Source organism: Rhizobium sp. BK376 (assembly GCF_004341625.1).
Classification (GTDB): Bacteria; Pseudomonadota; Alphaproteobacteria; order Rhizobiales; family Rhizobiaceae; genus Rhizobium.
This window is the reverse complement of the sequence record NZ_SLZG01000010.1, coordinates 111,545-136,055: the sequence shown is the minus strand read 5'-3', so window position 1 is coordinate 136,055 and position 24,511 is coordinate 111,545. Positions and strand designations below refer to the sequence as shown.

Annotated in this window: 23 protein-coding genes; 13 read left to right on the top strand and 10 right to left on the bottom strand. The window is 60.8% G+C overall.

Going from position 1 to position 24,511, the window contains the following annotated elements; genetic code table 11:
• Positions 1 to 8: 8 nt before the first annotated feature.
• Positions 9 to 1,217 carry an efflux RND transporter periplasmic adaptor subunit gene (locus EV561_RS22280; protein WP_132524629.1) on the bottom strand — a complete coding sequence of 403 codons (1,209 nt, stop codon included), beginning with the start codon at positions 1,215 to 1,217 and terminating at the stop codon, positions 9 to 11.
• 195 nt (positions 1,218 to 1,412) lie between these two features.
• Between EV561_RS22280 and EV561_RS22275 the strand changes: the two genes are divergently transcribed.
• Positions 1,413 to 2,087, top strand: coding sequence for a TetR/AcrR family transcriptional regulator (locus EV561_RS22275; RefSeq protein ID WP_132524514.1), 675 nt, complete (start codon positions 1,413 to 1,415; stop codon positions 2,085 to 2,087).
• 115 nt (positions 2,088 to 2,202) lie between these two features.
• Here the strand turns inward: EV561_RS22275 and EV561_RS22270 are convergent, their stop codons facing one another.
• The 3 genes from EV561_RS22270 to EV561_RS22260 form a co-directional block, all read right to left on the bottom strand.
• Positions 2,203 to 2,445 carry a hypothetical protein gene (locus tag EV561_RS22270; protein ID WP_132524513.1) on the bottom strand — a complete coding sequence of 81 codons (243 nt, stop codon included), beginning with the start codon at positions 2,443 to 2,445 and terminating at the stop codon, positions 2,203 to 2,205.
• Between the two features lie 283 nt (positions 2,446 to 2,728).
• A complete protein-coding gene (locus EV561_RS22265) occupies positions 2,729 to 3,193 on the bottom strand; it encodes a helix-turn-helix transcriptional regulator (protein ID WP_132524512.1) in 465 nt (154 codons plus the stop codon).
• A gap of 333 nt (positions 3,194 to 3,526) precedes the next feature.
• Positions 3,527 to 3,730 carry a KTSC domain-containing protein gene (locus EV561_RS22260; protein WP_132524511.1) on the bottom strand — a complete coding sequence of 68 codons (204 nt, stop codon included), beginning with the start codon at positions 3,728 to 3,730 and terminating at the stop codon, positions 3,527 to 3,529.
• Positions 3,731 to 4,449: 719 nt separating this feature from the next.
• Between EV561_RS22260 and EV561_RS22255 the strand changes: the two genes are divergently transcribed.
• The 3 genes from EV561_RS22255 to EV561_RS22245 all read left to right on the top strand — a co-directional run bounded on the left by EV561_RS22255 (position 4,450) and on the right by EV561_RS22245 (position 7,274).
• Complete coding sequence (locus EV561_RS22255; protein WP_132524510.1) at positions 4,450 to 5,460, top strand: ABC transporter substrate-binding protein; 1,011 nt, start codon at positions 4,450 to 4,452, stop codon at positions 5,458 to 5,460.
• A gap of 99 nt (positions 5,461 to 5,559) precedes the next feature.
• Entirely contained in the window at positions 5,560 to 6,378 is an 819-nt protein-coding gene (locus tag EV561_RS22250) for an ABC transporter ATP-binding protein (RefSeq protein WP_132524509.1), read from the top strand.
• A gap of 14 nt (positions 6,379 to 6,392) precedes the next feature.
• Positions 6,393 to 7,274, top strand: coding sequence for an ABC transporter permease (locus tag EV561_RS22245; RefSeq protein ID WP_132524508.1), 882 nt, complete (start codon positions 6,393 to 6,395; stop codon positions 7,272 to 7,274).
• A 74-nt stretch (positions 7,275 to 7,348) separates the two neighbouring features.
• Here the strand turns inward: EV561_RS22245 and EV561_RS22240 are convergent, their stop codons facing one another.
• From EV561_RS22240 to EV561_RS22230, 3 genes are all read right to left on the bottom strand, one after another.
• Positions 7,349 to 8,761, bottom strand: coding sequence for a sensor histidine kinase (locus tag EV561_RS22240; protein ID WP_132524507.1), 1,413 nt, complete (start codon positions 8,759 to 8,761; stop codon positions 7,349 to 7,351).
• Entirely contained in the window at positions 8,751 to 9,419 is a 669-nt protein-coding gene (locus tag EV561_RS22235) for a response regulator (RefSeq protein ID WP_132524506.1), read from the bottom strand. The genes EV561_RS22240 and EV561_RS22235 overlap by 11 nt, the downstream gene beginning before the upstream one ends.
• 126 nt (positions 9,420 to 9,545) lie before the next feature.
• Entirely contained in the window at positions 9,546 to 9,800 is a 255-nt protein-coding gene (locus EV561_RS22230; RefSeq protein ID WP_132524505.1) for a hypothetical protein, read from the bottom strand.
• 608 nt (positions 9,801 to 10,408) lie between these two features.
• Between EV561_RS22230 and EV561_RS22225 the strand changes: the two genes are divergently transcribed.
• The 9 genes from EV561_RS22225 (at position 10,409) to EV561_RS22185 (ending at position 20,885) form a co-directional block, all read left to right on the top strand.
• Positions 10,409 to 11,572 carry an isovaleryl-CoA dehydrogenase gene (locus EV561_RS22225; RefSeq protein ID WP_132524504.1) on the top strand — a complete coding sequence of 388 codons (1,164 nt, stop codon included), beginning with the start codon at positions 10,409 to 10,411 and terminating at the stop codon, positions 11,570 to 11,572.
• A complete protein-coding gene (locus EV561_RS22220; RefSeq protein ID WP_132524503.1) occupies positions 11,573 to 13,180 on the top strand; it encodes a carboxyl transferase domain-containing protein in 1,608 nt (535 codons plus the stop codon).
• A 7-nt stretch (positions 13,181 to 13,187) separates the two neighbouring features.
• Positions 13,188 to 15,176, top strand: coding sequence for an acetyl/propionyl/methylcrotonyl-CoA carboxylase subunit alpha (locus EV561_RS22215; protein WP_132524502.1), 1,989 nt, complete (start codon positions 13,188 to 13,190; stop codon positions 15,174 to 15,176).
• Entirely contained in the window at positions 15,173 to 16,051 is an 879-nt protein-coding gene (locus tag EV561_RS22210) for a hydroxymethylglutaryl-CoA lyase (RefSeq protein ID WP_132524501.1), read from the top strand. Before EV561_RS22215 ends, EV561_RS22210 begins: the two co-directional genes overlap by 4 nt.
• A complete protein-coding gene (locus EV561_RS22205) occupies positions 16,048 to 16,839 on the top strand; it encodes a crotonase/enoyl-CoA hydratase family protein (RefSeq protein WP_132524500.1) in 792 nt (263 codons plus the stop codon). Before EV561_RS22210 ends, EV561_RS22205 begins: the two co-directional genes overlap by 4 nt.
• Positions 16,840 to 16,916: 77 nt before the next feature.
• The gene (locus tag EV561_RS22200; RefSeq protein WP_132524499.1) at positions 16,917 to 17,288 is read left to right on the top strand and encodes a DUF2384 domain-containing protein; all 372 of its coding nucleotides are present in this window, start codon (positions 16,917 to 16,919) and stop codon (positions 17,286 to 17,288) included.
• Entirely contained in the window at positions 17,281 to 17,799 is a 519-nt protein-coding gene (locus EV561_RS22195) for an RES domain-containing protein (protein ID WP_132524498.1), read from the top strand. Before EV561_RS22200 ends, EV561_RS22195 begins: the two co-directional genes overlap by 8 nt.
• Positions 17,800 to 17,958: 159 nt before the next feature.
• Positions 17,959 to 19,869, top strand: a complete 1,911-nt coding sequence (locus EV561_RS22190; protein ID WP_132524497.1) for a DEAD/DEAH box helicase — start codon at positions 17,959 to 17,961, stop codon at positions 19,867 to 19,869.
• Between the two features lie 95 nt (positions 19,870 to 19,964).
• Positions 19,965 to 20,885, top strand: coding sequence for a DMT family transporter (locus EV561_RS22185; protein WP_132524496.1), 921 nt, complete (start codon positions 19,965 to 19,967; stop codon positions 20,883 to 20,885).
• Between the two features lie 12 nt (positions 20,886 to 20,897).
• Here EV561_RS22185 and EV561_RS22180 read toward each other — a convergent pair whose 3' ends face one another.
• Genes EV561_RS22180 through EV561_RS22170 form a run of 3 tightly spaced genes read right to left on the bottom strand, consistent with a single transcriptional unit; the run spans position 20,898 to position 24,509 of the window.
• Positions 20,898 to 21,665 carry a transporter substrate-binding domain-containing protein gene (locus EV561_RS22180; RefSeq protein ID WP_132524495.1) on the bottom strand — a complete coding sequence of 256 codons (768 nt, stop codon included), beginning with the start codon at positions 21,663 to 21,665 and terminating at the stop codon, positions 20,898 to 20,900.
• A gap of 52 nt (positions 21,666 to 21,717) precedes the next feature.
• A complete protein-coding gene (locus EV561_RS22175) occupies positions 21,718 to 22,635 on the bottom strand; it encodes a M14 family metallopeptidase (RefSeq protein ID WP_132524494.1) in 918 nt (305 codons plus the stop codon).
• 44 nt (positions 22,636 to 22,679) lie between these two features.
• Positions 22,680 to 24,509 carry an ABC transporter ATP-binding protein gene (locus tag EV561_RS22170; protein WP_132524493.1) on the bottom strand — a complete coding sequence of 610 codons (1,830 nt, stop codon included), beginning with the start codon at positions 24,507 to 24,509 and terminating at the stop codon, positions 22,680 to 22,682.
• Positions 24,510 to 24,511 lie beyond the last annotated feature (2 nt).

Sequence of the window (24,511 nt, the reverse complement as noted above, 5' to 3'; positions counted from 1 at the left end):
GATCTACCTCACTTCGTCGAGCCGGTGATGACGCTCTTGTCTGCGCCACCGGTCTGCGGCTTGGCGCTGTCGCCAGCATCAGCCTGCTTCAACTCGCCACTGGCGTCGTCGATGGTCACGGAAGCGACAGTGACGTCCTGGCCGTCACGGATGCGCTGGGTGCCTTCGACGATGACGCGATCGCCATCCTTGATGCCGTCAGCAACAAGCCAGCTGTTGCCGACGCTGCGCTGTACGGCGAGCACGCGCTGCTGCACCTTGCCGTCTGCGGTGACGAACATTGCCGTCGGCTCGCCCTTGGTGTTTCTCGTGACCGCGCGCTGCGGAACGAGGAAGCTGTTTTCGGCAACACCTTCCTGCAACGTTGCGCGAACATACATGCCGGGCAGCAGGATCCGTTGCGGGTTCGGGAATACGACGCGCACCGACACGGTGCCGACCGCCTCGGCAACCGCGGATTCAAGAAACTCGAGCTTGCCGACCTGATCGAAGGTCGAGCCGTCTTCGAGGGTCAGACGCACCGAGACGTTGTCGCCGCTGGTCTTCAGGCGCCCCTCGTCCACTGCGCGACGGAACTTCAGGAGGTTGGTGCTGGACTGCGTAACGTCGACATTCATCGGGTCCAGCTTGCGGATCGTCGTCAGGGCTGTCGTCTGATCCGCCGTCACCAGCGCGCCAACGGTGACGGTCGAGGCATCGACGCGGCCGGAAATCGGCGCACGAATCTTGGTGTAGTCGAGGTTGATCCGGGCTGTCTCCAGCGCGGCCTTGGCGGAGGCGACATCCGCCTGTGCCTGGATCAGCGTCGAATTGGCGTCGTCGAAATCCTGCTGGCTGACCGCGTTCTGTGCGCTGAGGCCCTTGTAGCGATCAAGCTTTGCCTGGGCGCTTGGAACCGCACCCTGCGCCTTCGTCAGCGCCGCCTGGGCACTGTCATAGGCGGCCTGATAGGCGGAAGGATCGATTTCGTAGAGAACGTCGCCTTCCTTGACCTCGCTGCCTTCCTGGAAATTGCGTTGGCGGATAATGCCGCCGACCTGCGGCCGGACTTCGGCGACCAGATAGGCGGAGGTGCGGCCCGGCAGCTCGGCGGTGATTGCGACCGAGCGCGGATGCAATGTCACGGCGCTGACTTCTGTCTTCACGGCCGGCGCATTGTTCTGCGAGGCCTTCTGTTCATTGCAGCCTGCGAGCAGCACCGTGGCAGCGATGCCCATGGCAAGGAGACCAAGCCTGTATCCGCGAACCCGATGCCCGTCGAACGAGACCTCGCGGAACCGACCGAGAGCTTGAGAGGTTGAGGCGAGCTTTTCCACGTTGCTATTTCCCAGGATGCTAATTATTGTACGATGGAGTACAGAAAATATGTGTGTTGGGGCAAATGTCAATCGGTTTAAGGTTCGGAAAGATCAATGGAGCGTCGGCAAAAACTCATAGCTGAAGGCGCATCCTCTCCGCCAGTGCGACGACCCCGGGGCCGTCCGAAAGCTGCTAGCGATACCGCTAAGCGAATGAAAATCATCGCGGAAGCGCAAAGAACCTTCGAAACGTTGGGATACGGCGGAACGACAATGGACCTTGTTGCTTCGCGCTGCAAGATTTCCAAGCAGACGCTCTATCAACTCTTTGCTAGTAAACTTGAACTTTTCGTCGCTGTGATGGCCGTTCACCGCCAAAGCATGCTGGCGCTCCCGCGTGCGCCGGGTGCGGATATGCCGATTGCTGAAGAGCTCGCAGAGATTTTCATGATCGATATCGATGAGGAGGCCGAACGCGAGCGTTGGCCTTTCATTCAGGCGCTGATACTGGACGCACAGCAATTTCCCGAAATCAGCGAAGCCTTGCAGACATATGGCGTTGATGAGTCACGCCAGATTCTCGCCGACTGGCTGACGATACAGCGGTCCGAGGGCAAGATCGATATCGACGATACGCTGAGCGCCGCCCGCATGTTGATGGACATGATCTTTGCCGCGATGGTCGGCCCATCCGGGCACGCCAACTATTGGCCTGATAGAGAAACGCGGAGCAGGCACCTGCGACGCTGCATAGATGTCTTTCTCAACGGCGTTCGTCCGGGGCGATGAGCATGCTGGTACAATAAGCCCCCACCTCAAATGAACATGCCGGCATGATCCCATCGGATCATGCCGGCATATGTTTTTCTCCGGCCCCCACCAGAGAAAAAATTCGATGGAACTGTCAGTGCCTGGGCATGGAGACGTTTGTTTCCAAGACTTCTTCAAAAACCGGCTGCTGTAGGCCGTTTGCGTACATTTCCTGAAGAACGGCGCTGAGTGCAAGATCCAGGCACCAGACGGGAAAATCCGCGTTCAAGCCCTTGGCGCTCTGGCGTGCGTAGGTAATCAGGCGCGCGATCGAAGCGAGTTCCTTTAACGAGTCGGAATCGTGGCTCGTCGGTTCGATCGGAAATATTGCTGTCATTGTCTGCCCCTTGCCTTGTTATTGTAGCGACCGGAGCGCTGCACTTCCCTCAAAGAGCAGCCTGCTTCCGATCTTCGATCAGGTGCACCTTCTCTCAAGGTGCTTCCTGAAGGGACTATAGCCCATGTCGTGTGGGCTGGCGCGTGACAGGAGGCGTGACACAGGTATGGATTGCGTTGGCGCTCGCATTTTTCAATTCCAGAGCGCCAAACAAGGGGATAGTCGTCAGAAAATCAAGGAATTACGGCCGGCATGAACGTCGGCTCATGGGAACTGCGTCGGTCTAGTTGCGCAGACCGACAGACAAGTCAGCCGAAAGTTGGCTATGGGGCAGAGCGGATTCCGCAGACGACGCGTTCGCCAACGACTGCACGAGCATGAGGACAGACTGGCGGACGCTCGGATCGGTGATCTTCATGAAGGCCTTGTTGAGGCCGAGACCTTCCTTGGATGTCAGGAATTCAGACAGATCTTCCAGGCCGTCGAAGCCGCCGATGCCATCGGTGGTCAGAGCCTGCGAATTATCCTGCTGGAAGAAGAAACTGACCGGTATGGCAAGCACGGCGGCTATTGTCTGCAACCGGCTGGCGCCAATGCGATTGGTGCCCTTTTCGTATTTCTGGACCTGTTGGAATGTTACGCCGATGCGATCGGCCAGTCGTTCCTGGCTCATGCCGAGCATCAGGCGGCGCATCCGGACGCGCGAACCGACATAGGCGTCGATGGGATTGGGTAGCTTTACACTCACTGCGCCGTCTCCTTGTTTTACAACAGCACGGTGCAACTACGCATGAACCCGCCTGCGCTGTGCCCCCGGGAAAGAGGCAAGGACTTAATCCCATTAATCGCACAATCTGTAATAAAACGCGGCGAGTTTCAACTAAAAGTCTTCACCCGTATAAACTTTCAACAGCCAGAGCGATGACAGGCGGCTTCATTGCGGGTTGAATACCGACGCCGACCCGCAACGAAATACCGGGCAGGCGAGATTGTCTTCCGTGGGGACTGAGTTGCGAGCCGCGTAGCCTCGCAATAACCCGTGGTATGTCGGCACAATTTCGACTGAGCGATTGGCTCGTTTTCAGAGCCGCGGATAGACTCGGCGAATCTCGTCCATGTAGAAGCGGCCCGGCGATTTCGCGGCCACAAGTTCTTTCACCACCTTCGCAGGCACGACACCGAAATAGCGTACCTCGCCGTTCATGAAGTGCACATCCAGCCGCTTCACCTCATCGTCGTAGCGAACTGCTTCGATGAGTGATGATTTCACCGGCATCCATTCCATTCTGAGCTCCCCTGGCCTGCAGCAACAAATGAAGCCAATCGAAAGGCATTCATTGCACGCCAATGACCTTTACAATTTCGTCATCTTTGGGGAGCGAAGTCAACGGATTAGGGGTGATACAAACGGGTTATCTATCACCGATTGTATAAGCGAAGTCCAAAATTGGTTCAATTTACGTCTTGACCCTGTAATATTAGGGGCACTTAATGCACGTTGTCCGGTCGTGCCCGCGCCCGGACAAGTTGCTGGAGTCTTTGGCCCGCTGAACCAAGAACAGCGGGTCTTTTTTTATTCGTTTTTTGCTATCTTTGCGGGGCTCGCCATGCCTAGCGGCAAGGGGGGACAGCGAGCCCCGGCCGTCCAAGCACGGCGCTGCGGACGTTCCACCAGAAAGCTACGTCCGTCCACAAACTTGTGCTTTAATTCCTGATTGCCCAACTCGCACAAGCATTGTGAAAAACCCACTCGTCAGGGAGGTTGCCTCATCAATTGGGGCTAAGCCTCTATCTTATAATCCGTAAGCTTTGCAACGGATTGAAAATGCCGCTGCGTCCTTTGCGTGTGAAATTCGACGGGCGACGCCGCTCTCTCGGAAAGTCCTGGCGCTGAAAGCTGACTGAAAGGTTAGCGTGCTAGCTTTAGAGAACATCGCGGAGGAAGCCGGATGCCTGTCGGGCGACGGGAAGCGATGAGGACCATAACTCAGGAGGAGATTTCCTATGCGCTCGTCACGCGCTCTTTTTCATACTGTAGCCCTTTCCGTCGTCATGACCGCCGCCTCGCTCGGCGCGACCGCCCACGCGGCCGACAAAATCACCATTATGGTCGGTGGCTATGAGAAGCAGATTTATCTGCCGGCCAAGCTTGCCGAAGCTCTCGGTTACTTCAAGGATGAGGGGCTCGACGTCGAGATCCTCAACGAATCCGCCGGCGTCGACGCCGAAAACCAGCTGCTTGCCGGTGCCGTGGAAGGCGTCGTCGGCTTCTATGATCACTGCGTCGACCTGCAGGCCAAGGGCAAGTTCGTCGAATCCATCGTCCAGTTCAGCCAGGCTCCGGGCGAAGTCGAGCTTGTCTCGAGCAAGCATCCGGAAATCAAGTCGCCCGCAGATTTCAAGGGCAAGAGCCTTGGCGTTACGGGCCTTGGTTCCTCGACCAACTTCCTGACGCTCTACATGGCTTCGAAGGCTGGCCTGCAGCCGGGTGACGTGGTTACCGTTCCCGTTGGCGCGGGCGCTACTTTTATTGCCGCCATGCAGCAGGATCAGATCCAGGCCGGCATGACCACCGAGCCGACGATCTCGCGCATGCTGAAAACCGGCGAAGCTAAGGTTCTCGTTGATATGCGCACCGTTGAAGCAACCCGCCAGGCACTTGGCGGCACCTATCCGGCGGCTTCCTTCTATCTCGAGACCTCCTGGGTCGAAGCCCACAAGGAAGAATCGCAGAAGCTCGCCAATGCCTTCGTGAAGACGCTGAAGTTCATCAACACGCATTCCGCCGCCGAGATCGCCGACAAGATGCCGAAGGATTTCTACGTCGGCGACAAGGACGGCTACATCAAGGCGCTGGACGAAGGCAAGGGCATGTTCACGCCTGATGGCGTCATGCCGGAAGACGGCCCGAAGACGGTTCTCGCCGTGCTCTCCGAGTTCTCCAAGAACGTGAAGGGCAAGCAGATCGACCTTTCGAAGACCTACACGACCGAATTCGTCAAGAACGTCAAGTAAGCGTCCATCGCACCGCTTCCGGCCAACCGCCGGAAGCGGCTCAGATTGATCCCGGGCCTTGCGTGCATGCCCGCTGAAAGCACGCTTCAGGTTATCACGATGCAACAGGATAAAGGCCGGACACCGGCAATCGAGCTGATCAATGTCAGCCGCCGCTTCGTATCGCCGACAGGCAAGTCTTTGACGGCGCTGCGCGATTTCAACATGTCCGTCGAGCGCGGCGAATTCGTCGCCGTTGTCGGTCCGACCGGTTGCGGCAAGTCGACCACGCTCAATCTCGTGACGGGACTTGCGCGCCCGAGCGCCGGCGAAGTTCGCCTGATGGGCGGCCCGGTCAGCGGCATCGATCCGCGTGTTGGTTTCGTCTTCCAGACGGATGCGCTGTTTCCATGGAAGAATGTCATCGACAACGTCATGGCCGGCCCGCTCTTTCGCGGCAAGTCGAAGGCGGAAGCGGAGAGACTGGCCAAGGATTGGCTCGCGCGCGTCGGTCTTTCGAAATTCCTGCACCACTATCCGCATCAGCTCTCGGGCGGCATGCGCAAGCGCGTCTCGCTGGCACAGACCTTTATCAACGAGCCGGAAATTCTGTTGATGGACGAGCCCTTCTCGGCGCTCGACGTCCAGACCCGCACCGTCATGCATGAAGAGCTGCTGAAGCTCTGGGCAGAGCGCAAGGCTTCGGTCGTCTTCGTCACCCACGATCTTGAAGAGGCCGTGGCGCTTGCTGACAAGGTCTACGTTCTCACCGCCGGTCCGGCAACGGTCAAGTCGGTCTATCCGATCGATCTCCCGCGCCCGCGCGTCGTCTCGGAAATCCGCTACGAGCAGAGCTTTATCGATTATTGCAAGACCATCTGGGACGACCTTCGCGAAGAGGTCGAGACCAGCTATCGCCGCGCCAGCGAAGCGGCGTAAGGGAGGACAGGATCATGGCACATACAACCCTTGAGGCCGGAACGGCTCCCGTGTTCCGCACCGGAACCTCGGATGCGGAAATCGAAGCAGCGGCGCTGAAATCGATCCAGCGTCGCAGGAATCTGGTGCTCTTCTGGCAGATCGCGATCCTCGTCATCGTTATCGGCCTGTGGGAACTGTCCTCCAATCTGCAGTGGATCGACCCGTTCTTCTATTCGAGCCCGAGCGCCATCGTGCAGCGTCTCTATGAGTGGGCGACGGAAGGTACGACCGAGGGCTCGCTCTGGTACAATCTGTGGGTCACCATGGAAGAGGCGTTGATCGGCTTCTTCGCCGGCTCGATCACCGGCGTCCTTGTTGGCATCGGTCTTGGCCGCAACAGGTTCCTGTCGGATATCTTTTCGGTCTATATCAAGGCGATCAACTCGATCCCGCGCGTCGTGCTTGCGCCTATCTTCATCATGATCATGGGGCTCGGCCTGCCCTCCAAGGTGGCGCTCGCCTTCATCATGGTCTTCTTCGTCGTCTTCGCCAACGCCTTCCAGGGTGTGCGTGAGGCGGATCGCAACATGATCGCCAACGCCCGCATCCTCGGAGCCTCCAACTGGCAGGTGACGCGCACGGTCATCGTCCCCTCGGCCATGAGCTGGATCTTCGCCAGCCTGCACGTCTCCTTCGGCTTTGCCATCATCGGTGCGATCGTCGGCGAGTTCGTCGGTGCGCGCTTCGGCATCGGTCAGTTGATCTCGATCGCCAAGGGAACCTTCGATGCCGCCGGCATGTATGCGGCGATCATCCTTGTCATGATCGTAACGCTGGCTGCCGAAGCGATCATGACCATTGTCGAGAACCGGCTCGCCAAATGGCGCCCGCAGCAGCACATGGACATTCAATAAACACAGAATCCTCCCGCAAACTCAAAAGGCCGGGCGCCCCCACCCGGCCTTCTTTTTTGCCTTGAGACTGACTCCTACGCCGCCGGCAGCCGTATCGTCACCCGGAGCCCGCCGCCCGCCGCTTCGTCGAGCTCAACCGAGCCTCCGGCGCTATCGACAACTTCGCGCACGATGGCGAGGCCCAGACCGCTGCCCTCCTGCTCGGTGCCCATGATGCGGTAAAAACGCTCAAAGACTTGACCGCGCTCGGCTTCGGGAATGCCGGGACCATTGTCTTCGACACCGAGAATGGCAACGTCGTCCTGCTTCGAAATGCTCGCCGTGACCGTTCCGCCCGATTGCGTATAGCGCAGCGCGTTGTCGACCAGATTGACCAGCATCTCGCGGAGCATTGTGCCGTCGCCTTCGACGAAAACAGGCTCTTCCGCCTCCAGGCCGAGGTCGAGGTTTCGCCTCAGCGCTTCCTCGGCGTGACTTTCCAGGATCTGACGGGCGATGGCGGAAAGATCGATCCTGTCATTGCGCGGCCGACGCGCGCCGTGTTCGGCACGCGACAGCGTGAGAAGCTGGCTCGCGAGGCGGGTCACCTGACGGGTGCTGCCGCGTAGCGCTTGCAGAGCCTCGTCCCTGCGGCCCGAGTCCGCTTCGCGCGCGGCGACGCTTGCCTGCGTCGAAATCAACGCGAGCGGCGTGCGCAGTTGATGGGCGGCGTTGGAAACGAAGCGTCTCTGCGCAGCCATCTGGTTCTGCACCCTTTCCATATGGTCGTTGAGGGCATGGACGAGCGGGCGAAGCTCGCTCTGGACCATGTCCGGCCGCAAGGGGTCGAGCCTGTCGCGGCCGCGATCGCGGACCGCGTCGCGCAGCCGCAGGACAGGTGCCAATCCCCGCTGTAAGCCGATGATGGTGACCAGGCCGGCAAGCAGGACCAGCACGAGTTGCTTGGTGAAATCCGACAGCCAGAGACTGCGGCGCATAGCATGCTGGCCATTGCGCGTCACCGCGACGGTCACCGAGATGTCGCCATCATTCGGCAAGCCGACGACAGGATGGTTGAGCATCACCATGCGCACCGGGTCGCCGCGAAAATTGCCGTCTTCGCCGGTCTGTTCGATCTTGGGCTGGGGCATGCCGGGAAAGCCGGTCACCAGGCTGCCCCATGCAGTAACCACCTGATAGAACACCCGGTCTCCATATCCCGTATCGAACATCTCCAGTGCGGCGGGCGGAATATCGACCGCGACCGTGCCGCCTGCGTCGACATGAACGGCTTCCGCGATAACGCGGGCTGAAGCGAGCAGCGTATGGTCGGTGACGAGATCGGCCGTGATGTCGGCCGAGCGGAAGCTGAGATAGAGATTGATGCAGATCGCGCCAAACAGCGTCAAAAGCACCCATGCCAGCAACTGGATCTGAAGGCTCTCGCGGAGCCTGTGAAAGACGCGGCTCATTTTCCCGCGTCTAATTGCCGTGTCTTCAGTGCGCATGGCGCAACAGATATCCGAGGCCGCGGAGGGTCGCGATCTGCACCGTGCTGCCCTCCAGCTTCTTGCGAACCCGATGTACGTAGATTTCAATCGCGCTCGGGTCAGCGACGTCATCGAAGCCGAAGACGCTCTCCGAAAGAGCTGTCTTGGTGACTGTCGTGCCGACCTTCATGATGAGGTGTTCAAGAACGGCATGCTCCCGGGGCGTCAGGGCCAGCGTATCGCCGCCGAGAGAAAATTGCCGCGTGCCTCCGTCGAAGACCAGATCGCCGATGGCGATCTCCGGTGCTGCGCGGTCATGGCCGCGACGAACGAGCGCCCGGATACGGGCTTCCAGTTCCGCAATTTCGAAAGGTTTGGCGAGATAGTCGTCGGCACCGCTGTCAAGGCCGGCAACACGGCCATCGAGGCTGGCATTGGCCGTCAGGATGATGATGGGCACCTTGTTGCCGCCCAGCCGCAGCCGTTTCAGCAGGGTCAGGCCATCGAGTTTCGGCAGAGACAGATCCAGAATGACGACGGCGTAGGCGGCGACTTTCAGCATGTGTTCCGCGTCTTCGCCGTCATGCGCTATATCGACGGCATACTGCGCCTGGCGCAGCGCCTTGCCGAGCCAGGAAGCCAGTTCGCGGTTGTCCTCGACGATCAGAATCCTCATGCGAAAACATATTACAATCACGCGAACGGCGTGGCGAGCCGAAGCGCGCCACGCCGTGAGATTTTAACGGGAAAGTCGAGCTTCTAAGCTCGACCCGGGGCCTTGCGTTGTCGAAGGGCCGCCGCCCTACATCGTCGATTTCATCGCATTGTTCATATGGGTGGCGCAGGACTTCATCTTGTGAGCCTTCATGTCCGTCTGGGCCATCGCCAAACTCTTCATGGCCGTCTTCTTCTTGGCGGCATCCGTCATGGCGTCCACTTGCGACTGCACTTTCGTCATCGAGTCATTGTCGCATTTCATCATTGCCATGCTTGCAGAGAAGCTCGGCACAGCACTTGCTCCAGCCAGCATCACCGCAATAATCGTCGTTCTGATCATGTCGTTATCCTCCAGCTTGCGGGGTGGTTCACCCTTTTCGGTAACGCCTCTCTCGGCGCACTGTTCCGGACGGATAATCACATTGCCGTGTCCTCTCCGAAGGGAGGGACGGGCCGCCGACAAAAGACCGAGCGGATGATTCGTGCCGGTCGTCGGATCATTTTCGGCAAAGAGTGGAACATTTCGGGGCATGTTCCTTTATAAATCATGCGCGGGCACGACTGTCTTCGTTCGGAAGTTAGCATTCAGGAGTGCTAATATCAAAAGCACGTGGTCAGGATTGCGAAGGCGATCCAATCGGTTTTTGAGGAGAAACCAAACAAGCCGCAAACATGCGCGTCAGCTTGCAGGCAAAGAGCCGAATGGATGGCCGAAGAAAGGGGAGTTCGGCTCTTGGATTTTGCGGCTGCTGCGCCAACTTGCTCGGCTAAGAACCTTCGTGGAGTTTTGCCCGATCCTTTCGTGGTTTCGGGCCGGTCAAGGAGGCGGTCGTCCCAGATATCATGGTGCAGGTTTCGCAGCGCATGGACGCATATGAAACGTCGAGGGAGAAGAAGCCACGCATGCCGCATGCAGCCTGACTGAGGCTGAACGGGGAGGGAGGAGAAATGTATTCAGGCGGACTGAACTTCGCTCTGGGGGAAGATACTGAAGCATTGCGCGAAAGTGTTCGTCGCTTTGCTGACGAGCGCATTGCGCCGCTTGCAACTTCTATCGATAGAGAAAACAACTTTCCGGTGGCTCTCTGGCGGGAGATGGGTGCTCTTGGCCTGCTCGGCATTACCGCGCCTGAAGCTTATGGCGGCGCCGGCCTCGGCTATCTCGCCCATTGCGTCGCGATGGAAGAGATCAGCCGTGCCTCTGCCTCTGTGGGCTTGAGCTACGGTGCCCATTCCAATCTCTGCGTCAATCAGATCAGCCGAAACGGGTCGGATGAGCAAAAGAAACGCTATCTACCGAAGCTGATATCCGGCGAGCATGTCGGAGCACTCGCCATGTCGGAGCCGGCGGCCGGTTCGGATGTCGTCGCGATGAAGCTGCGCGCCGAAAAGCGCGGTGACCGATATGTCCTGAACGGCAGCAAGATGTGGATCACCAACGGCCCTGATGCCGATGTGCTGGTCGTCTATGCCAAGACCGATCCGGAGGCCGGACCGCGGGGCATCACCGCCTTCCTGATCGAGAAAAGCTTCAAGGGCTTCTCGACCGGCCAGAAGCTCGACAAGCTCGGCATGCGCGGCTCCAACACCGGCGAGCTTGTCTTTCGTGATTGCGAGGTGCCCGAGGAGAATGTGCTTGGCAGCGTCGGCGGCGGTGTACGCGTGCTGATGTCCGGCCTCGATTATGAGCGCGTGGTGCTGTCCGCCGGCCCGCTCGGCATCATGGCCGCCTGCATGGACGTGGTCATTCCCTATCTGCACGAGCGAAAGCAGTTCGGCCAGGCAATCGGCGAATTCCAGCTGATGCAGGGCAAGCTTGCCGATATGTATGTGACGATGAATGCGGCCCGCGCCTATGTCTACGCCGTGGCCGCAGCCTGTGATCGTGGTGAGGCGACCCGAAAGGACGCAGCAGGCTGCATCCTCTATGCCGCCGAGCATGCAACCGGCATGGCGCTCGAGGCAATCCAGGCGCTGGGCGGCAATGGCTATACCAACGACTATCCCGCCGGCCGTCTGCTGCGCGACGCCAAGCTCTATGAGATCGGCGCCGGCACATCGGAAATCAGGCGCATGCTGATCGGGCGAGAACTCTTTTCGGAAACGGCATAGATGACCGTCCTCAAATCGCAGATTTCCACCAGTTCAGAGACTTTCAAGGCCAATCGCGCGGGGATGATCGAAGCGATCCGTGTGGTCGAGGAGGCGGCGTTGCAGGCCGCGAATGGCGGCGGTGCGACGGCGCGCGAACGACATGTTGCCCGCGGCAAGATGCTACCGCGCGACCGGATCGCCACCTTGATCGATCCCGCCACGCCGTTCCTCGAAGTTGGAACGACGGCCGCCCATGGAATGTATGGCGACGATGCTCCTGCCGCTGGCCTGATAACCGGTATCGGCCGCATCCGAGGCCGCGAATGCATGATCGTCTGCAACGACGCCACGGTCAAAGGCGGCACCTACTATCCGATGACGGTCAAGAAGCATCTCAGGGCGCAGGAGATCGCGGCCGAGAACAATCTGCCCTGCATCTATCTGGTCGATTCCGGTGGAGCGAACCTGCCCAATCAGGACGAGGTTTTTCCGGATCGCGATCATTTCGGCCGTATCTTCTACAACCAGGCCAACATGTCGGCATCGGGCATTCCGCAGATCGCTGTCGTGATGGGCTCCTGTACGGCGGGCGGCGCCTATGTGCCTGCCATGTCCGACGACACCATCATCGTCGAAGGCCAGGGAACGATCTTCCTTGCCGGGCCGCCGCTGGTGAAGGCAGCGACGGGCGAGATCGTCACCGCGGAGGATCTGGGTGGCGGCGATGTGCATACCCGGCTCTCCGGCGTTGCCGACCATCTGGCGCGCGACGATGCCCATGCGCTGGCGCTGGCGCGTCAGGCAGTCTCCATGCTCAATCGACCGAAGAGGCCATCGATCGAAATGCAGGCCGCGGAAGCACCGCTTTACGATCCGGCTGACATAGCCGGGATCGTTCCGGCGGACCTGCGAACGCCCTACGATATAAGAGAGGTCATTGCCCGCATCGTCGATGGCTCGCGTTTCGACGAGTTCAAGGCGCGGTATGGCACGACGCTCGTCTGTGGGTTTGCCCATGTTCACGGAATGCCGGTGGGGTTGATTGCCAACAATGGCGTGTTGTTTTCGGAATCTGCTCTGAAGGGCGCCCATTTCGTCGAGCTGTGTTCGCAGCGAAAGATACCGCTCGTCTTCCTGCAGAACATCACCGGTTTCATGGTCGGGCGGAAATACGAGACGGAAGGCATAGCAAAGCACGGCGCCAAGCTGGTGACGGCGGTCGCGACAACCAAGGTGCCGAAGATCACCATGCTGGTCGGCGGATCGTTCGGCGCCGGCAATTACGGCATGGCCGGTCGCGCCTTCTCGCCGCGTTTCCTTTGGTCATGGCCGAACAGCCGGATTTCGGTCATGGGCGGCGAACAGGCCGCAGGCGTGCTGGCGACGGTTCGGGGCGAGGCGCTGGAACGCGCAGGCACACCATGGACGGAAGAGCAGGAGGCACAATTCAAGCAACCGATCCTCGATCGCTTCGAGGCGCAGAGCCATCCGCTCTACGCCTCGGCACGGCTATGGGACGACGGTATCATCGATCCGCGCAAGAGCCGTGATGTGCTCGCACTTTCGCTTTCCGCAACGCTAAACGCACCGATCGACGATACGCGTTTCGGGCTCTTCAGGATGTGAGGCGGCGATGTTCGACAAGATCCTCATAGCCAACAGGGGCGAGATTGCCTGCCGCGTCATCCGGACGGCAAAGCGGATGGGTATCCGCACTGCCGCCGTCTATTCCGATGCCGATATCGGCGCCTTGCACGTCGAGCTAGCCGATGAAGCATTTCGGCTTGGTGCTGCGCCTGCCGCCGAGAGTTATCTTTCGATCGAGCGCATCGTCGCGGTCGCAAGGCGCTCGGGTGCCCAGGCCGTTCACCCGGGCTATGGATTTCTCTCCGAGAACGGCGATTTTGCCGCGGCCGTCGAAGCCGCTGGTCTTGTGTTCATCGGTCCGCCTCCTGATGCCATCCGCGCCATGGGGCGCAAGGATGTGGCGAAAATGCTCATGGAGCGGGCGGGCGTTCCGATCGTTCCCGGCTATCACGGCGATAATCAGGATGCCGGCTTTCTGGCAGAGCGTGCCGAAGAGATCGGATATCCCGTCATCATCAAGGCTCGCGCGGGCGGTGGCGGCAAGGGCATGCGACGGGTGGAGCGGTCGGAGGATTTCTCCTCAGCACTCGATGCGGCCCGGCGGGAGGCGCAGGGGGCTTTCGGCGACAATGCCGTGCTGGTGGAGAAATACCTCGTCCAGCCCCGGCATATCGAAATCCAGGTCTTCGGCGATCGACATGGCAATATGGTGCATCTCTTCGAGCGCGATTGCTCGCTGCAGCGCCGGCATCAGAAGGTGATCGAAGAGGCGCCGGCCCCTGGCATGACCGACGAGATGCGCCGGGCGATGGGCGACGCCGCCGTTCGGGCAGCGCAGGCTATCGGCTATCGCGGTGCTGGGACTGTCGAATTCATCGTCGATGCATCGAGCGGCCTATGGCCGGATCGCTTCTTCTTCATGGAAATGAACACCCGACTGCAAGTCGAGCATCCCGTCACTGAGGCGATTACTCATCTCGATCTGGTCGAGTGGCAACTGCGCGTTGCCGCCGGCGAACCGCTGCCGAAGAAGCAGGCCGATCTCGAAATCGACGGTTGGGCCTTTGAGGCACGGATTTATGCGGAGGATCCCGCTCATGCTTTCCTTCCCGCGATAGGCACGCTGTCGCACCTGACCTTTCCCGATGACGACGTGCGGATCGATACCGGCGTCAGGGCTGGCGATCAGGTGTCGCCCTATTATGATCCGCTGATCGCAAAGCTGATCGTCCACGCGCCCAGCCGCCGCGAAGGGCTTGGAAAACTGACGCGCGGCCTGCAGGCATGCCGGATCGGTGGGGTTACGACAAATCTGGATTTCCTGACGCGGCTCAGCAAGCAGGGCGATTTCGTCGCCGGCCATCCCGATACCGGGCTGATCGATCGCCAGGTGGACGCGTTGACTTCAATCGAACCGCCGGGTGACGCAATCGTCGCCGCGGCCGCGGTTCTGTCGCTGGATGTCCACCGGGCCTTCGACGCGAACGACCCCTGGCAGGCCCTTGGCCATTGGCAGCAATGGGGCGAGATGAGCCGCATCGTGACACTGGAACATGCTTATGGCCGCATTCTTCTTAGGGTCATTGCCAAGGGACGGGATCTGTTCGTCGTCCAGACCGATCAGCGCATGACCGCAACCCGCATCATTCGACGTCTCGAGGATGGTTGCCTCATGGAGGTCGACGGGCGTCAGATGCGCATCCAGATATTCGGATCGCCTCAGCGGATGACGCTGCTTGCCGACGGCAAGGCTCATGAGTTTCATGTGCCGGATATGCTGGCTGGCGGTGTCGACCACGCTGCCGGCAGCGACCATCTCGTGGCGCCGATGCCGGGCTTCGTCAAGATCGTTCGAGTACGTCCCGGCGATACCGTCTCCACCGGCGATGCACTGATCGTCATGGAAGCGATGAAGATGGAGCTGACTCTGGCAGCCATGGATGATGGTGTGGTCGAAAACGTTCATGTCGCGGAGGGCGATCAGGTTGCCGAGGGTACGGTTCTGCTATCGCTGGAGCCGAAGGAGGCGTCATGAGTTCGTCTGCCGCGCCCTCGACCGGACATGTATCGATCGTCGAAATGTCGCCGCGTGACGGATTGCAGAACGAGAAGGAGCTGATCGGAACGAATGAGAAGATCGCGCTCGTCAACCTGCTCTCCGAATGCGGTTTCGAACGGATCGAGGTCACCAGTTTCGTAAGTCCGCAATGGGTGCCGCAGCTTGTCGATGCGCCAGAGGTCATGGCGGCAATCACGCGGAACCCGGGGGTTCGTTATGCTGTTCTGACGCCGAACATGAAAGGCTTCACGGCTGCCTTGGACGCCGGAGCCGATGAAATTGCAATCTTCGCATCAGCGTCCGAGAGCTTCTCACTGCACAATATCAACTGCTCGATCGACGAGAGCATCGCCCGCTTCCGACCTGTTGCGGAGGCAAGCCGCGAGCATGAGATACCGATGCGCGGCTATGTGAGCTGCGTGGTCGAGTGCCCTTATGAGGGAGCCGTGCCGCCGGCCAATGCCGCTCGCGTCGCGCACTATCTTCGGGATCTCGGCTGCTATGAGATCAGCCTCGGCGATACGGTCGGCAGAGGTCAGCCGGAAGCGGTCGCGAAAATGCTGCAGACGGTGCTTACGGATCTGCCGGCTTCGATGCTGGCAGGTCATTTCCATGACACGTCGGGGCGGGCACTCGACAATATCGAAGTGGCCCTGGATCATGGCTTGCGGGTTTTCGATGCCTCGGTCGCCGGCCTAGGCGGCTGTCCCTATGCGCCGGGCGCGAAGGGAAATGTGGACACCTTGTCCGTCGAGCGCTTTCTGAGAAGCAAGGGCTTCGAGACCGGGCTCTCCGTCGAAAAGCTTGAGCGCGCTGCAGCTTTCGCCGCCCGCCTGAGGAGCAATGTCTGATGGCAGATACGATCCGCGTCGAAACCGACGAAAGGGGGGTGGCGCGGGTTACGCTTGCCCGGCCCGAAAAGCACAACGCCATATCGGCGCAGATGATCGATGAGTTGGCCGAGGCAGCGCTTCGGCTTGGATCGGATAACGCTGTGCGCGCGGTCATTCTGGCGGGCGAGGGCGCAAGCTTCTGCGCCGGCGGCGACCTGAATTGGATGCGCGCGCAATTCGATGCGGATCGTGCTGGACGCGTGGCCGAAGCCCGGCGGCTGGCTCTGATGCTGAAGGCGCTGAACGAGATGCCGAAGCCTCTGATTGGCCGCGTTCACGGTAATGCCTTCGGCGGTGGCGTCGGGCTTCTGAGCGTCTGCGATCTCGCGATTGGCGCAGCCACTGCTCGCTTCGGTCTGACCGAGGTGCGTCTCGGCCTGATCCCGGCCACCATTAGCCCTTATGTCGTTGCCCGCATCGGTGAGGGCAGGGCGCGTCCGCTCTTTCTATCGGGAAAGGTGATCGATGCATGGCAGGCGCATGCCGCCGGCTTTATTTCCCGCGTCGTACCAGCAGAGGAACTGGACGGGGCAATCGAAAGCGAAATCCGGCATTTCTTCTCCGCTGCGCCCGGAGCGGTGGCGCGTGCCAAGAGGCTTGCGCGCTCATTGGGCGCGCCGATTACGGAAGAGGTCGTTGAGAGTGCGGTGCAGCAACTGGCCGACACTTGGGAAACCGCTGAGGCGAAGGAAGGTGTCGCAGCCTTTCTTGAGCATCGGAAGCCGGAGTGGGCGCAGCCGGACTGACCAGGCACTGCGCTTGAATTGCGCGTCAATTGAGCATATTTTGATATTGTTCTGATCAAAACATGCTGGAGGCTGCGATGGCCGCGATGGGTTTCGATGTTGTAGCAAGCCGGTTCGGCGAGGGTGGCTCGCCCTTTCTGTCGGCAAGGCGCGTTGCAGAGCAACTGGGCGTGACCTTGTCCGAACTCGCCAAGCTGACCGGTGTCGCGCGCAATACGCTGACGGCGAAATCGAGTGCGCGCAAGGTCGACAGCGCTCTCAGTCCGATCGTCCGCATCCTGGCAATGGCTGCCGAAATGGCGGGTGACGAAAGCCGCGCAGTCATCTGGTTCAAGCATCAGCCCATTCCCGGCTGGGCCGGCAAAACGGCCTTCGATCTCGTCAACGAGGGCAAGGCGGATCGCGTGCTTGCCTATCTGGAGGCTGTGCGGTCCGGCGTTTATGCCTGAGACCAGGGAGCCTCCGATCCATCATCTATGGCGCGCTTTCGTGCCGCGGTGGGCACATGCGCCGCTGTCGGGCGAGGGTGCCGCGCGCTTCGGCGGTCGCTGGAATCCCGTCGGTGCGCCGACCATCTATGCGGCGCGAGAACTCTCGACGGCCTGGGCGGAATATAATCAGGGCTTTGTCCAGCATCCGGCGCTGATTGCGCAGCTTGAGCTGAGAAATGCGCTGCTCGCCGATCTCACCGATCCCGCGCAACTGGACGCCGTCGGGGTTTCGATGGAAATCCACCGATGCGAATGGCGTTTTGTGCTCGACAGGCAAGAAGTGCCGGAGACGCACCGCCTGCGTGAGCGGCTGCTTGCGCAGGGCTTCGACGGCGTGATCTATCCCTCCTTCATGTCACGGGGCGGGACATGCGTCGCGTTCTGGCGCTGGAATATAGCGGATGGCCCGAAGCTCGATGTCGTCGATCCCGAGGGGCGGCTGCCGAAGTCGCCTGCATCCTGGCTTTAACCATCGGAAAGCATGTCCTATTCGGCACTGTACATTTCGCCGGCGACCGCGTATGTAGCGCGCCATGAACAGGCCTGCGACGTGCGGGCCGCGGCGATCTGCGCCAGTCCGATCCTCCCATAGTCCGGCGCGCGAAAACCGAATTCCGAAAGACATGACATGACTGAATTCGAAGGCATCGCACCAGCGATCGCCCAGGCGTTGGAAAAACGCGGATATACGACGTTGACGCCGGTTCAAAAGGCGATGCTCGATAGCGGGCTTGAGGGCGCGGACGCGCTGGTCTCGGCGCAGACGGGCTCGGGCAAGACTGTCGCCTTCGGTCTCGCGCTTGCGCCAACGCTGCTCGATGGCGAAGGCCGCTTCGGCCGCGCCGGTACGCCATTGGCACTGGCGATCGCACCGACGCGCGAACTCGCTCTGCAGGTCAAGCGCGAGCTGGAATGGCTCTATGAGATGACCGGCGCGACCATCGCCTCCTGCGTCGGCGGCATGGATATCCGTAGCGAGCGGCGTGCGCTCGAACGTGGCGCCCATATCGTGGTCGGTACGCCGGGCCGCCTCTGCGACCATATCCGACGCAATGCGCTCGACATCTCCGAACTCAAGGCCGTCGTTCTCGACGAGGCTGACGAGATGCTGGATCTCGGCTTCCGTGAAGACCTCGAATTCATCCTCGACACCGCTCCGGCCGACCGGCGCACGCTGATGTTTTCGGCAACCGTGCCGCGTTCCATTGCGACGCTTGCCAAGAATTACCAGCGCGACGCCGTGCGCATCGCTACCGCGTCCGAGCAGAAGCAGCATGTCGACATCGAATATCGCGCCCTTGTCGTAGCCCCGAGCGACCGCGAAAATGCGATCATCAACGTGCTGCGCTACTACGAAGCCCGTAACGCCATCGTCTTCTGCTCGACGCGCGCTGCCGTGAACCATCTGACGGCCCGCTTCAACAATCGCGGCTTTTCCGTCGTGGCGCTCTCGGGCGAGCTCAGCCAGAACGAGCGTACCCACGCGCTGCAGGCCATGCGCGATGGTCGCGCCCGTGTCTGCATCGCGACCGATGTCGCCGCCCGAGGCATCGACTTGCCGGGCCTCGAACTCGTCATCCATGCCGATCTGCCGACCAATCCGGAAACGCTGCTGCATCGCAGCGGCCGCACCGGACGCGCCGGCCAGAAGGGGGTGAGCGCGATGATCGTGCCGCTCAACGCGCGTCGCCGCGCCGAGCGCCTGCTGGAAAATGCGCGCATCAACGCGACCTGGGCCAAGCCGCCATCGGCCGACGAAGTCAGCAAGCGCGACGACGAGCGCATTCTTGCTGATCCGATCTTCACCGAGGCGCCTGCCGAGGACGAGGTCTCCTTCATCAAGGAATTGCTTGAGCGCCATGGCCCCGAGCAGGTCGCTGCCGCTTTCCTGCGCCAGTACCGTGCTGGTCACTCCGCTCCGGAAGATCTGGCCGAGGTTTCGGTCTACGACGATCGCAAGAACGTTCGCCGGGACGATTTCTCCGCACCCCGTGAAGACGGCCCGCCGGTTCGCGCCGATTTCACCGATGGCGCCTGGGTGTCGCTCTCGGTTGGCCGCAAGCACAGCGCGGAACCACGCTGGCTGATCCCGATGCTCTGCCGCCACGGAAACCTGACCAAGCGTGATATCGGCGCAATCCGCATGCAGCCCGACGAAACCTTCGTCGAACTCTCCGCCGAGGGTGCCGAGCGTTTCATGGCGGCGATCGGGCCTGCGGGTACGCTGGAGAAAGGTATCCGCGTGAAGCCGCTGGATGGCAAACCGGACACCTCCCGCTCGGGTCAGGATGTTTCTTTCGCGCCGACAAAGAAGAAGTCCTCTGCCAAGGACAATGCGGAGCCGGCCTTCCAGCGCAAGTCGCCCCGCCCGGCTGCAAGGCAGGATGCGTCCGCGGAACAGCAGGACCGCAAGCCCTGGAACAAGAAGCCTGGCAAGCCGGATTTCAAGAAGCCCGATTTTGCGAAGAATGACGGCCGGCCGAAGCAGGGCAAGCCTGCCGGCAAGAAGTTCGGTGGCAAGAAGCGGCAGGATGGCTGAAATCTTCCTGCCTGCCTATCCGTTAAGCACTTGCGCTCGATCGCTTTGACCGTCATCAAGGTTGCAGACACAGAATCCCAGCCAATGATGAAAACATGAGCATAGAGACGTCATCCGGTCGCAAAGACAATCTCATTCTGGCCGGCGTTCTCATCATGCTGGCGGGTGACTTCCTGTTTGCGTTGAACGACGCGATGGGAAAATGGCTGGTGACCAGCCTTCCCGTCGGCCAAGTCCTGCTGGTCCGGTCTATCGGCGCCTTCCTGATCCTCGGCCCGATGATCGCCCGTCAAGGCGTCTCCTCGCTGATCCGTATCGAGACCCCACATCTGCATCTCTTGCGCGTCGTCCTGGCGACCATGGATGTCGGGCTTTTCTACGCAGCGGTTGCCTATCTGCCGCTGGCCGACGTCATGACCTTTTATATGGCTGGGCCGATCTATGTCGCCGCCGTCTCCCACATCTTTCTCGGTGAGAAGATCGGTTGGCGGCGCTGGCTGGCGATCTTCGCCGGCTTTATCGGCGTTGTGATCGCGCTGAAGCCGTCTACGGCGATGTTTTCACTGCCGTCTATATTCGGCCTGATCGGCAGCGCCTCCTTTGCGATGACGCTTGTCTTGAACCGCGTGCTGCGCTCGACCAAAGATGCGACGCTTGTGACATGGCAGACCATTGCCGCCATGATCGTCGGCGGCGTCCTCAGCCTGGGAGCCTGGAAAACGCCGTCCATGATCGATCTCGGCGGCATGCTGCTTCTCGGCATCGTCGCATCAAGCGGCCACCTGATGATCACGCGGTCGCTGAAGCTTGCCCCCGCCTCGCTGCTTGCCCCGCTGCAATATACGTTGCTGCTCTGGGCCTTCATCCTGGGCTTCGTCATCTTCGGCGATATTCCCGGAAAGCAGGTTCTCGTCGGCTCCGGCATCATCGTGCTGGCCGGCCTGTTCATCTTCCATCGCAAGAAGGTGGTCGAGGACGCCGAGCCCATCGAGGCCGTGGCCAAGGACGGGCACTAACCGTCTCTTTACTCAGGCATCTGGCGGCGCCACGGGCTCATCGGGAAAGCCTGCGGCATCAAGAGCGCGGCGGACAAGGCCCGAGCGCTTGGCCTCTTCCAAGAATGTGGTGACGAAGGAAAGGGCAGCGGGCTTTTCCCTGCCGACTGCAATTGCGATGCCCGTCGACTGAAAACCGCCACCGACGACGAGTGCGCCCGGCAGTGTCGGTAACAGCGTCTGAAAGGCGTCGCGGGAGAGGGCAAAGGCTTCGGCCGTTTCAGCGCGCATCCGCTCGACGCCCTCTGCGATCGATTGGACAGGTTCGGGCACGACATGGCTCAGCGAGCGTGTCGCAGCGCGGATCGTGGTGGTATTGGCAATGCCGACGACGCGGACATCAGGGCGATCCACCTCCTGCAGCGAGGTGATGCCGGAGGCGGCCGTTACCATGTAAGTGCTTTCGAGAATGTAATAGGCCGGGCCGAAGGCGACGCGCCGACGCCGTTCCTCGTCAACAGGCATGAAACTGACATCGATCGCGCCCTGTTCGAGAGCATCGGTGCAGGCGCCGGAATTGGGGAAATTCACCAGCGAAAGGGGAACGCCAAGTTCCGCGGCGAGCGCCCGCCCGATGTCGATCGTGACGCCGTGATAATTTTCGTCGTCGACGACGGCGAACAGCGCCGATGGAGCGGGTGCTGCGACGATGCCGACCCGCAGCACTCCACTCGGTGTCAGCTCCCGCAGTGCTTCGCCATCGCCGGCTTGTCCACCGGTCGTGTTTGCTGTCGATGTCATGAAGCCTGTCCTCTCGATGTTTCCTGCAGGAAGAGCGATTACAGGAATGCGATTACACTGGCGTGCCGACACCGAGCAACGCTTCTTTCTCGTTTACTGACAGGCTGGTCAGCCGGTAAAGGATGAAACCTTCCTTTTCCGAATGGATGCTCGCCAGCGTTTCGCCGAACACGGTCTTGATCTCTCCCAGAAGCTCGCCCTTGGCGACCGGGTCCGCCAGGTCCTTCTTCGGATACCAGAGACCGGTCACCGGCGCCGTCGGCACCCACATGGTCACGACGTTGAGTTCTGTAATGGGCGCATCGCCCGGCAGCATGCCGATATGCTGCATCACCCGGCGGATCCCGCTCGTCATCATGCCGACGGTGTCGTCTCCCCAGAGGCCGTTGCCACTGACTTCGGGCAGAATGCTCGGGATGCCCAGCTTGTGGGCCGCATCGACCGTATAGCCCGAGCCGCCGGCCGCGACCGCAACCGGAATGCCGAAGGCTGCGGCAAGCGCCTGCGACTTCTCGCTTCCGGCCGGGAATATGGTGAAGGGTGCAAGTCCCTCGTCGAGATCGCCGCCATGGCAATCGATATAGGCATCGGCCTTCGGAAACACTTCGGTCACGAGCCAGTTGGCCAGGCGCTCGCTGACCGTGCCGTCAGGCTTGCCGGGGAACATTCGGTTCAGGTTCTTGCCGTCCTGCGGCATGATGTAGATGTTGCGGTTGTGGAAGGACCGCACATTGAGGATGGGCAGGATGACCAGCGTCCCCTTAATCTCTTCCGGCTTGGTCTGCATCAGCTGAACCGCCGACTCGATCGAGCAGAATTCCGACCCGTGCACTCCAGCCGTGATCAGCAGGCAGGGGCCGGCCTCGGCTCCTTCGATGATGGCGAAGGGAATCTCCAGCTCGTCGATTGGCTTGACGTGGCCGAATTCCACACGGGGTTTGCCGGTAAGCAGGGCGGGAAGGACGTTCATCGATCGGATCCTCAAAATGACGAAGTAGACGTATTGTGAAAAACTCAGGCGGCCTCGTCCAGCCGTACGAGATGGCCGGTCGAGATTTCGCGGTAGTTGCGAACAGGCGCGACATAGCCGACCGGGCGGATGGGGCTCTTCAGCTCGTCGGTCGACAGATTGCGCTTGATGCCGCGCCTCGACGGGTCGGGCACCGGAACGGCGGCCATCAGCTTCCTGGTATAGGGATGCTGCGGATTTTCGAATACCGAGGCGCGCGGCCCGATCTCGACGATTTCCCCCAGATACATGACGGCGACACGGTGACTGACGCGCTCCACAACGGCCATGTCGTGCGAAATGAAGAGATAGGCGAGATTCAGGCTCTGCTGCAGATCCATCAGGAGGTTGCAGACCTGCGCCTTGATCGAGACGTCGAGCGCCGACACGCTTTCATCGGCGACGATGACCTTGGGGTCCAAGGCGAGCGCGCGGGCGATGCAGATTCGCTGACGCTGTCCGCCAGAGAATTCATGGGGATAGCGGCTCATCATGTCCGCCTTCAGCCCGACGCGCTCGAGAAGGTCGGCGGCCTTGTCGCGGGCCTGCGCGCGGGTGCCGAGGCCATGTTCGATGATGGGTTCGGCGACCGCTGACCCGATCGACATGCGCGGATTGAGGCTGGCGAACGGGTCCTGGAAGATCATCTGGATGCTGCGACGCATCTGCCGAAGGCTGATCGAATCCAGCTTCATCACGTCATAGCCGTCGAGATGAACCTCGCCCGCGTTGGGATCGAGCAGGCGCATGATCGAACGGCCGGTGGTGGACTTGCCGCAGCCGCTCTCGCCGACCAGTGACAGGGTCTCGCCCTGGAAGAGATCGAAGGAGACGTTCTCGACCGCATGGATAGCCCCCGTCTTTCGCCCAAGGAGCCCGCCGTGGATATCGAAGCGGGTCACAAGGTTCTTCACCTCTAAGATCGGCGTCTTGCGGCGATCGACCGTATCGGCGATTTCGACCGGCTCCGCGCGTTCGCCGGTGGCGGCATCGACGATGGGAAAGCGCAGGGGCCATTTCCTGTCGGCCATGGAGCCGAGACGGGGGACTGCTGATAGCAGCGCGCGGGTATAGGGATGCTTGCCGCGATGAAAAATGTCGTCCGTCTCTCCGGTCTCGACCGCCTCGCCGCGATACATGACGATGGTACGGTCCGAAATCTCGGCGACGACGCCCATGTCGTGGGTGATGAAGAGGACGGACATGCCTTCCTCTTCCTGCAATATCTTGATCAGGTCGAGGATCTGGCCCTGGATGGTGACGTCGAGCGCCGTCGTCGGCTCGTCGGCGATCAATAGCTTGGGGCGCGAAGCCAGCGCCATGGCGATCATCACGCGCTGGCGCATGCCGCCGGAAAACTGGTGCGGATACTCGTCAAAGCGGGACGCGGCATTGGGGATGCGCACCTTTTCCAGCAGCCGGATAGTCTCGGCCTTTGCGTCGGCCTTGGAGATGTCGCCATGGCAGGTCAGCGCCTCCGATATCTGCCGGCCGATCGTGAAAATCGGGTTCAGCGAGGTCATAGGCTCCTGAAAGATCATCGCGACGTCCTTGCCGCGGACCTTGCGCATTTCCCTTTCCGACAACGAAAGAATGTCGCGGCCACCCAGCGTGATCTGACCCTCGATCCGGCTGCTGCCGGCCGCCAGTAGCCGCATGATGGAGAGCGACGTCACGCTCTTGCCCGAGCCGCTTTCGCCGACGATCGCAACCGTTTCACCCGGCATCACATCAAAGGAGATGTCGCGCACGACCTGCCGCCATTCGCCATCGACGAGGAAGGAGGTCGTCAAGTGTGAGACGGACAGCACGGGCGTTGCGGCTGCATTTGTCATGG

What these genes read in the sequence shown, in the direction of transcription:
- EV561_RS22240 (WP_132524507.1), bottom strand. Translation starts at nt 8,761, where the DNA reads ATGCGCACTGAAGACACGGCAATTAGACGCGGGAAAATGAGCCGCGTC.
- EV561_RS22170 (WP_132524493.1), bottom strand. Translation starts at nt 24,509, where the DNA reads ATGACAAATGCAGCCGCAACGCCCGTGCTGTCCGTCTCACACTTGACG.
- EV561_RS22215 (WP_132524502.1), top strand. Translation starts at nt 13,188, where the DNA reads ATGTTCGACAAGATCCTCATAGCCAACAGGGGCGAGATTGCCTGCCGC.
- EV561_RS22220 (WP_132524503.1), top strand. Translation starts at nt 11,573, where the DNA reads ATGACCGTCCTCAAATCGCAGATTTCCACCAGTTCAGAGACTTTCAAG.
- EV561_RS22260 (WP_132524511.1), bottom strand. Translation starts at nt 3,730, where the DNA reads ATGGAATGGATGCCGGTGAAATCATCACTCATCGAAGCAGTTCGCTAC.
- EV561_RS22200 (WP_132524499.1), top strand. Translation starts at nt 16,917, where the DNA reads ATGGCCGCGATGGGTTTCGATGTTGTAGCAAGCCGGTTCGGCGAGGGT.
- EV561_RS22190 (WP_132524497.1), top strand. Translation starts at nt 17,959, where the DNA reads ATGACTGAATTCGAAGGCATCGCACCAGCGATCGCCCAGGCGTTGGAA.
- EV561_RS22275 (WP_132524514.1), top strand. Translation starts at nt 1,413, where the DNA reads ATGGAGCGTCGGCAAAAACTCATAGCTGAAGGCGCATCCTCTCCGCCA.
- EV561_RS22280 (WP_132524629.1), bottom strand. Translation starts at nt 1,217, where the DNA reads ATGGGCATCGCTGCCACGGTGCTGCTCGCAGGCTGCAATGAACAGAAG.
- EV561_RS22210 (WP_132524501.1), top strand. Translation starts at nt 15,173, where the DNA reads ATGAGTTCGTCTGCCGCGCCCTCGACCGGACATGTATCGATCGTCGAA.
- EV561_RS22250 (WP_132524509.1), top strand. Translation starts at nt 5,560, where the DNA reads ATGCAACAGGATAAAGGCCGGACACCGGCAATCGAGCTGATCAATGTC.
- EV561_RS22270 (WP_132524513.1), bottom strand. Translation starts at nt 2,445, where the DNA reads ATGACAGCAATATTTCCGATCGAACCGACGAGCCACGATTCCGACTCG.
- EV561_RS22225 (WP_132524504.1), top strand. Translation starts at nt 10,409, where the DNA reads ATGTATTCAGGCGGACTGAACTTCGCTCTGGGGGAAGATACTGAAGCA.
- EV561_RS22255 (WP_132524510.1), top strand. Translation starts at nt 4,450, where the DNA reads ATGCGCTCGTCACGCGCTCTTTTTCATACTGTAGCCCTTTCCGTCGTC.
- EV561_RS22195 (WP_132524498.1), top strand. Translation starts at nt 17,281, where the DNA reads ATGCCTGAGACCAGGGAGCCTCCGATCCATCATCTATGGCGCGCTTTC.
- EV561_RS22245 (WP_132524508.1), top strand. Translation starts at nt 6,393, where the DNA reads ATGGCACATACAACCCTTGAGGCCGGAACGGCTCCCGTGTTCCGCACC.
- EV561_RS22230 (WP_132524505.1), bottom strand. Translation starts at nt 9,800, where the DNA reads ATGATCAGAACGACGATTATTGCGGTGATGCTGGCTGGAGCAAGTGCT.
- EV561_RS22180 (WP_132524495.1), bottom strand. Translation starts at nt 21,665, where the DNA reads ATGACATCGACAGCAAACACGACCGGTGGACAAGCCGGCGATGGCGAA.
- EV561_RS22185 (WP_132524496.1), top strand. Translation starts at nt 19,965, where the DNA reads ATGAGCATAGAGACGTCATCCGGTCGCAAAGACAATCTCATTCTGGCC.
- EV561_RS22235 (WP_132524506.1), bottom strand. Translation starts at nt 9,419, where the DNA reads ATGAGGATTCTGATCGTCGAGGACAACCGCGAACTGGCTTCCTGGCTC.
- EV561_RS22175 (WP_132524494.1), bottom strand. Translation starts at nt 22,635, where the DNA reads ATGAACGTCCTTCCCGCCCTGCTTACCGGCAAACCCCGTGTGGAATTC.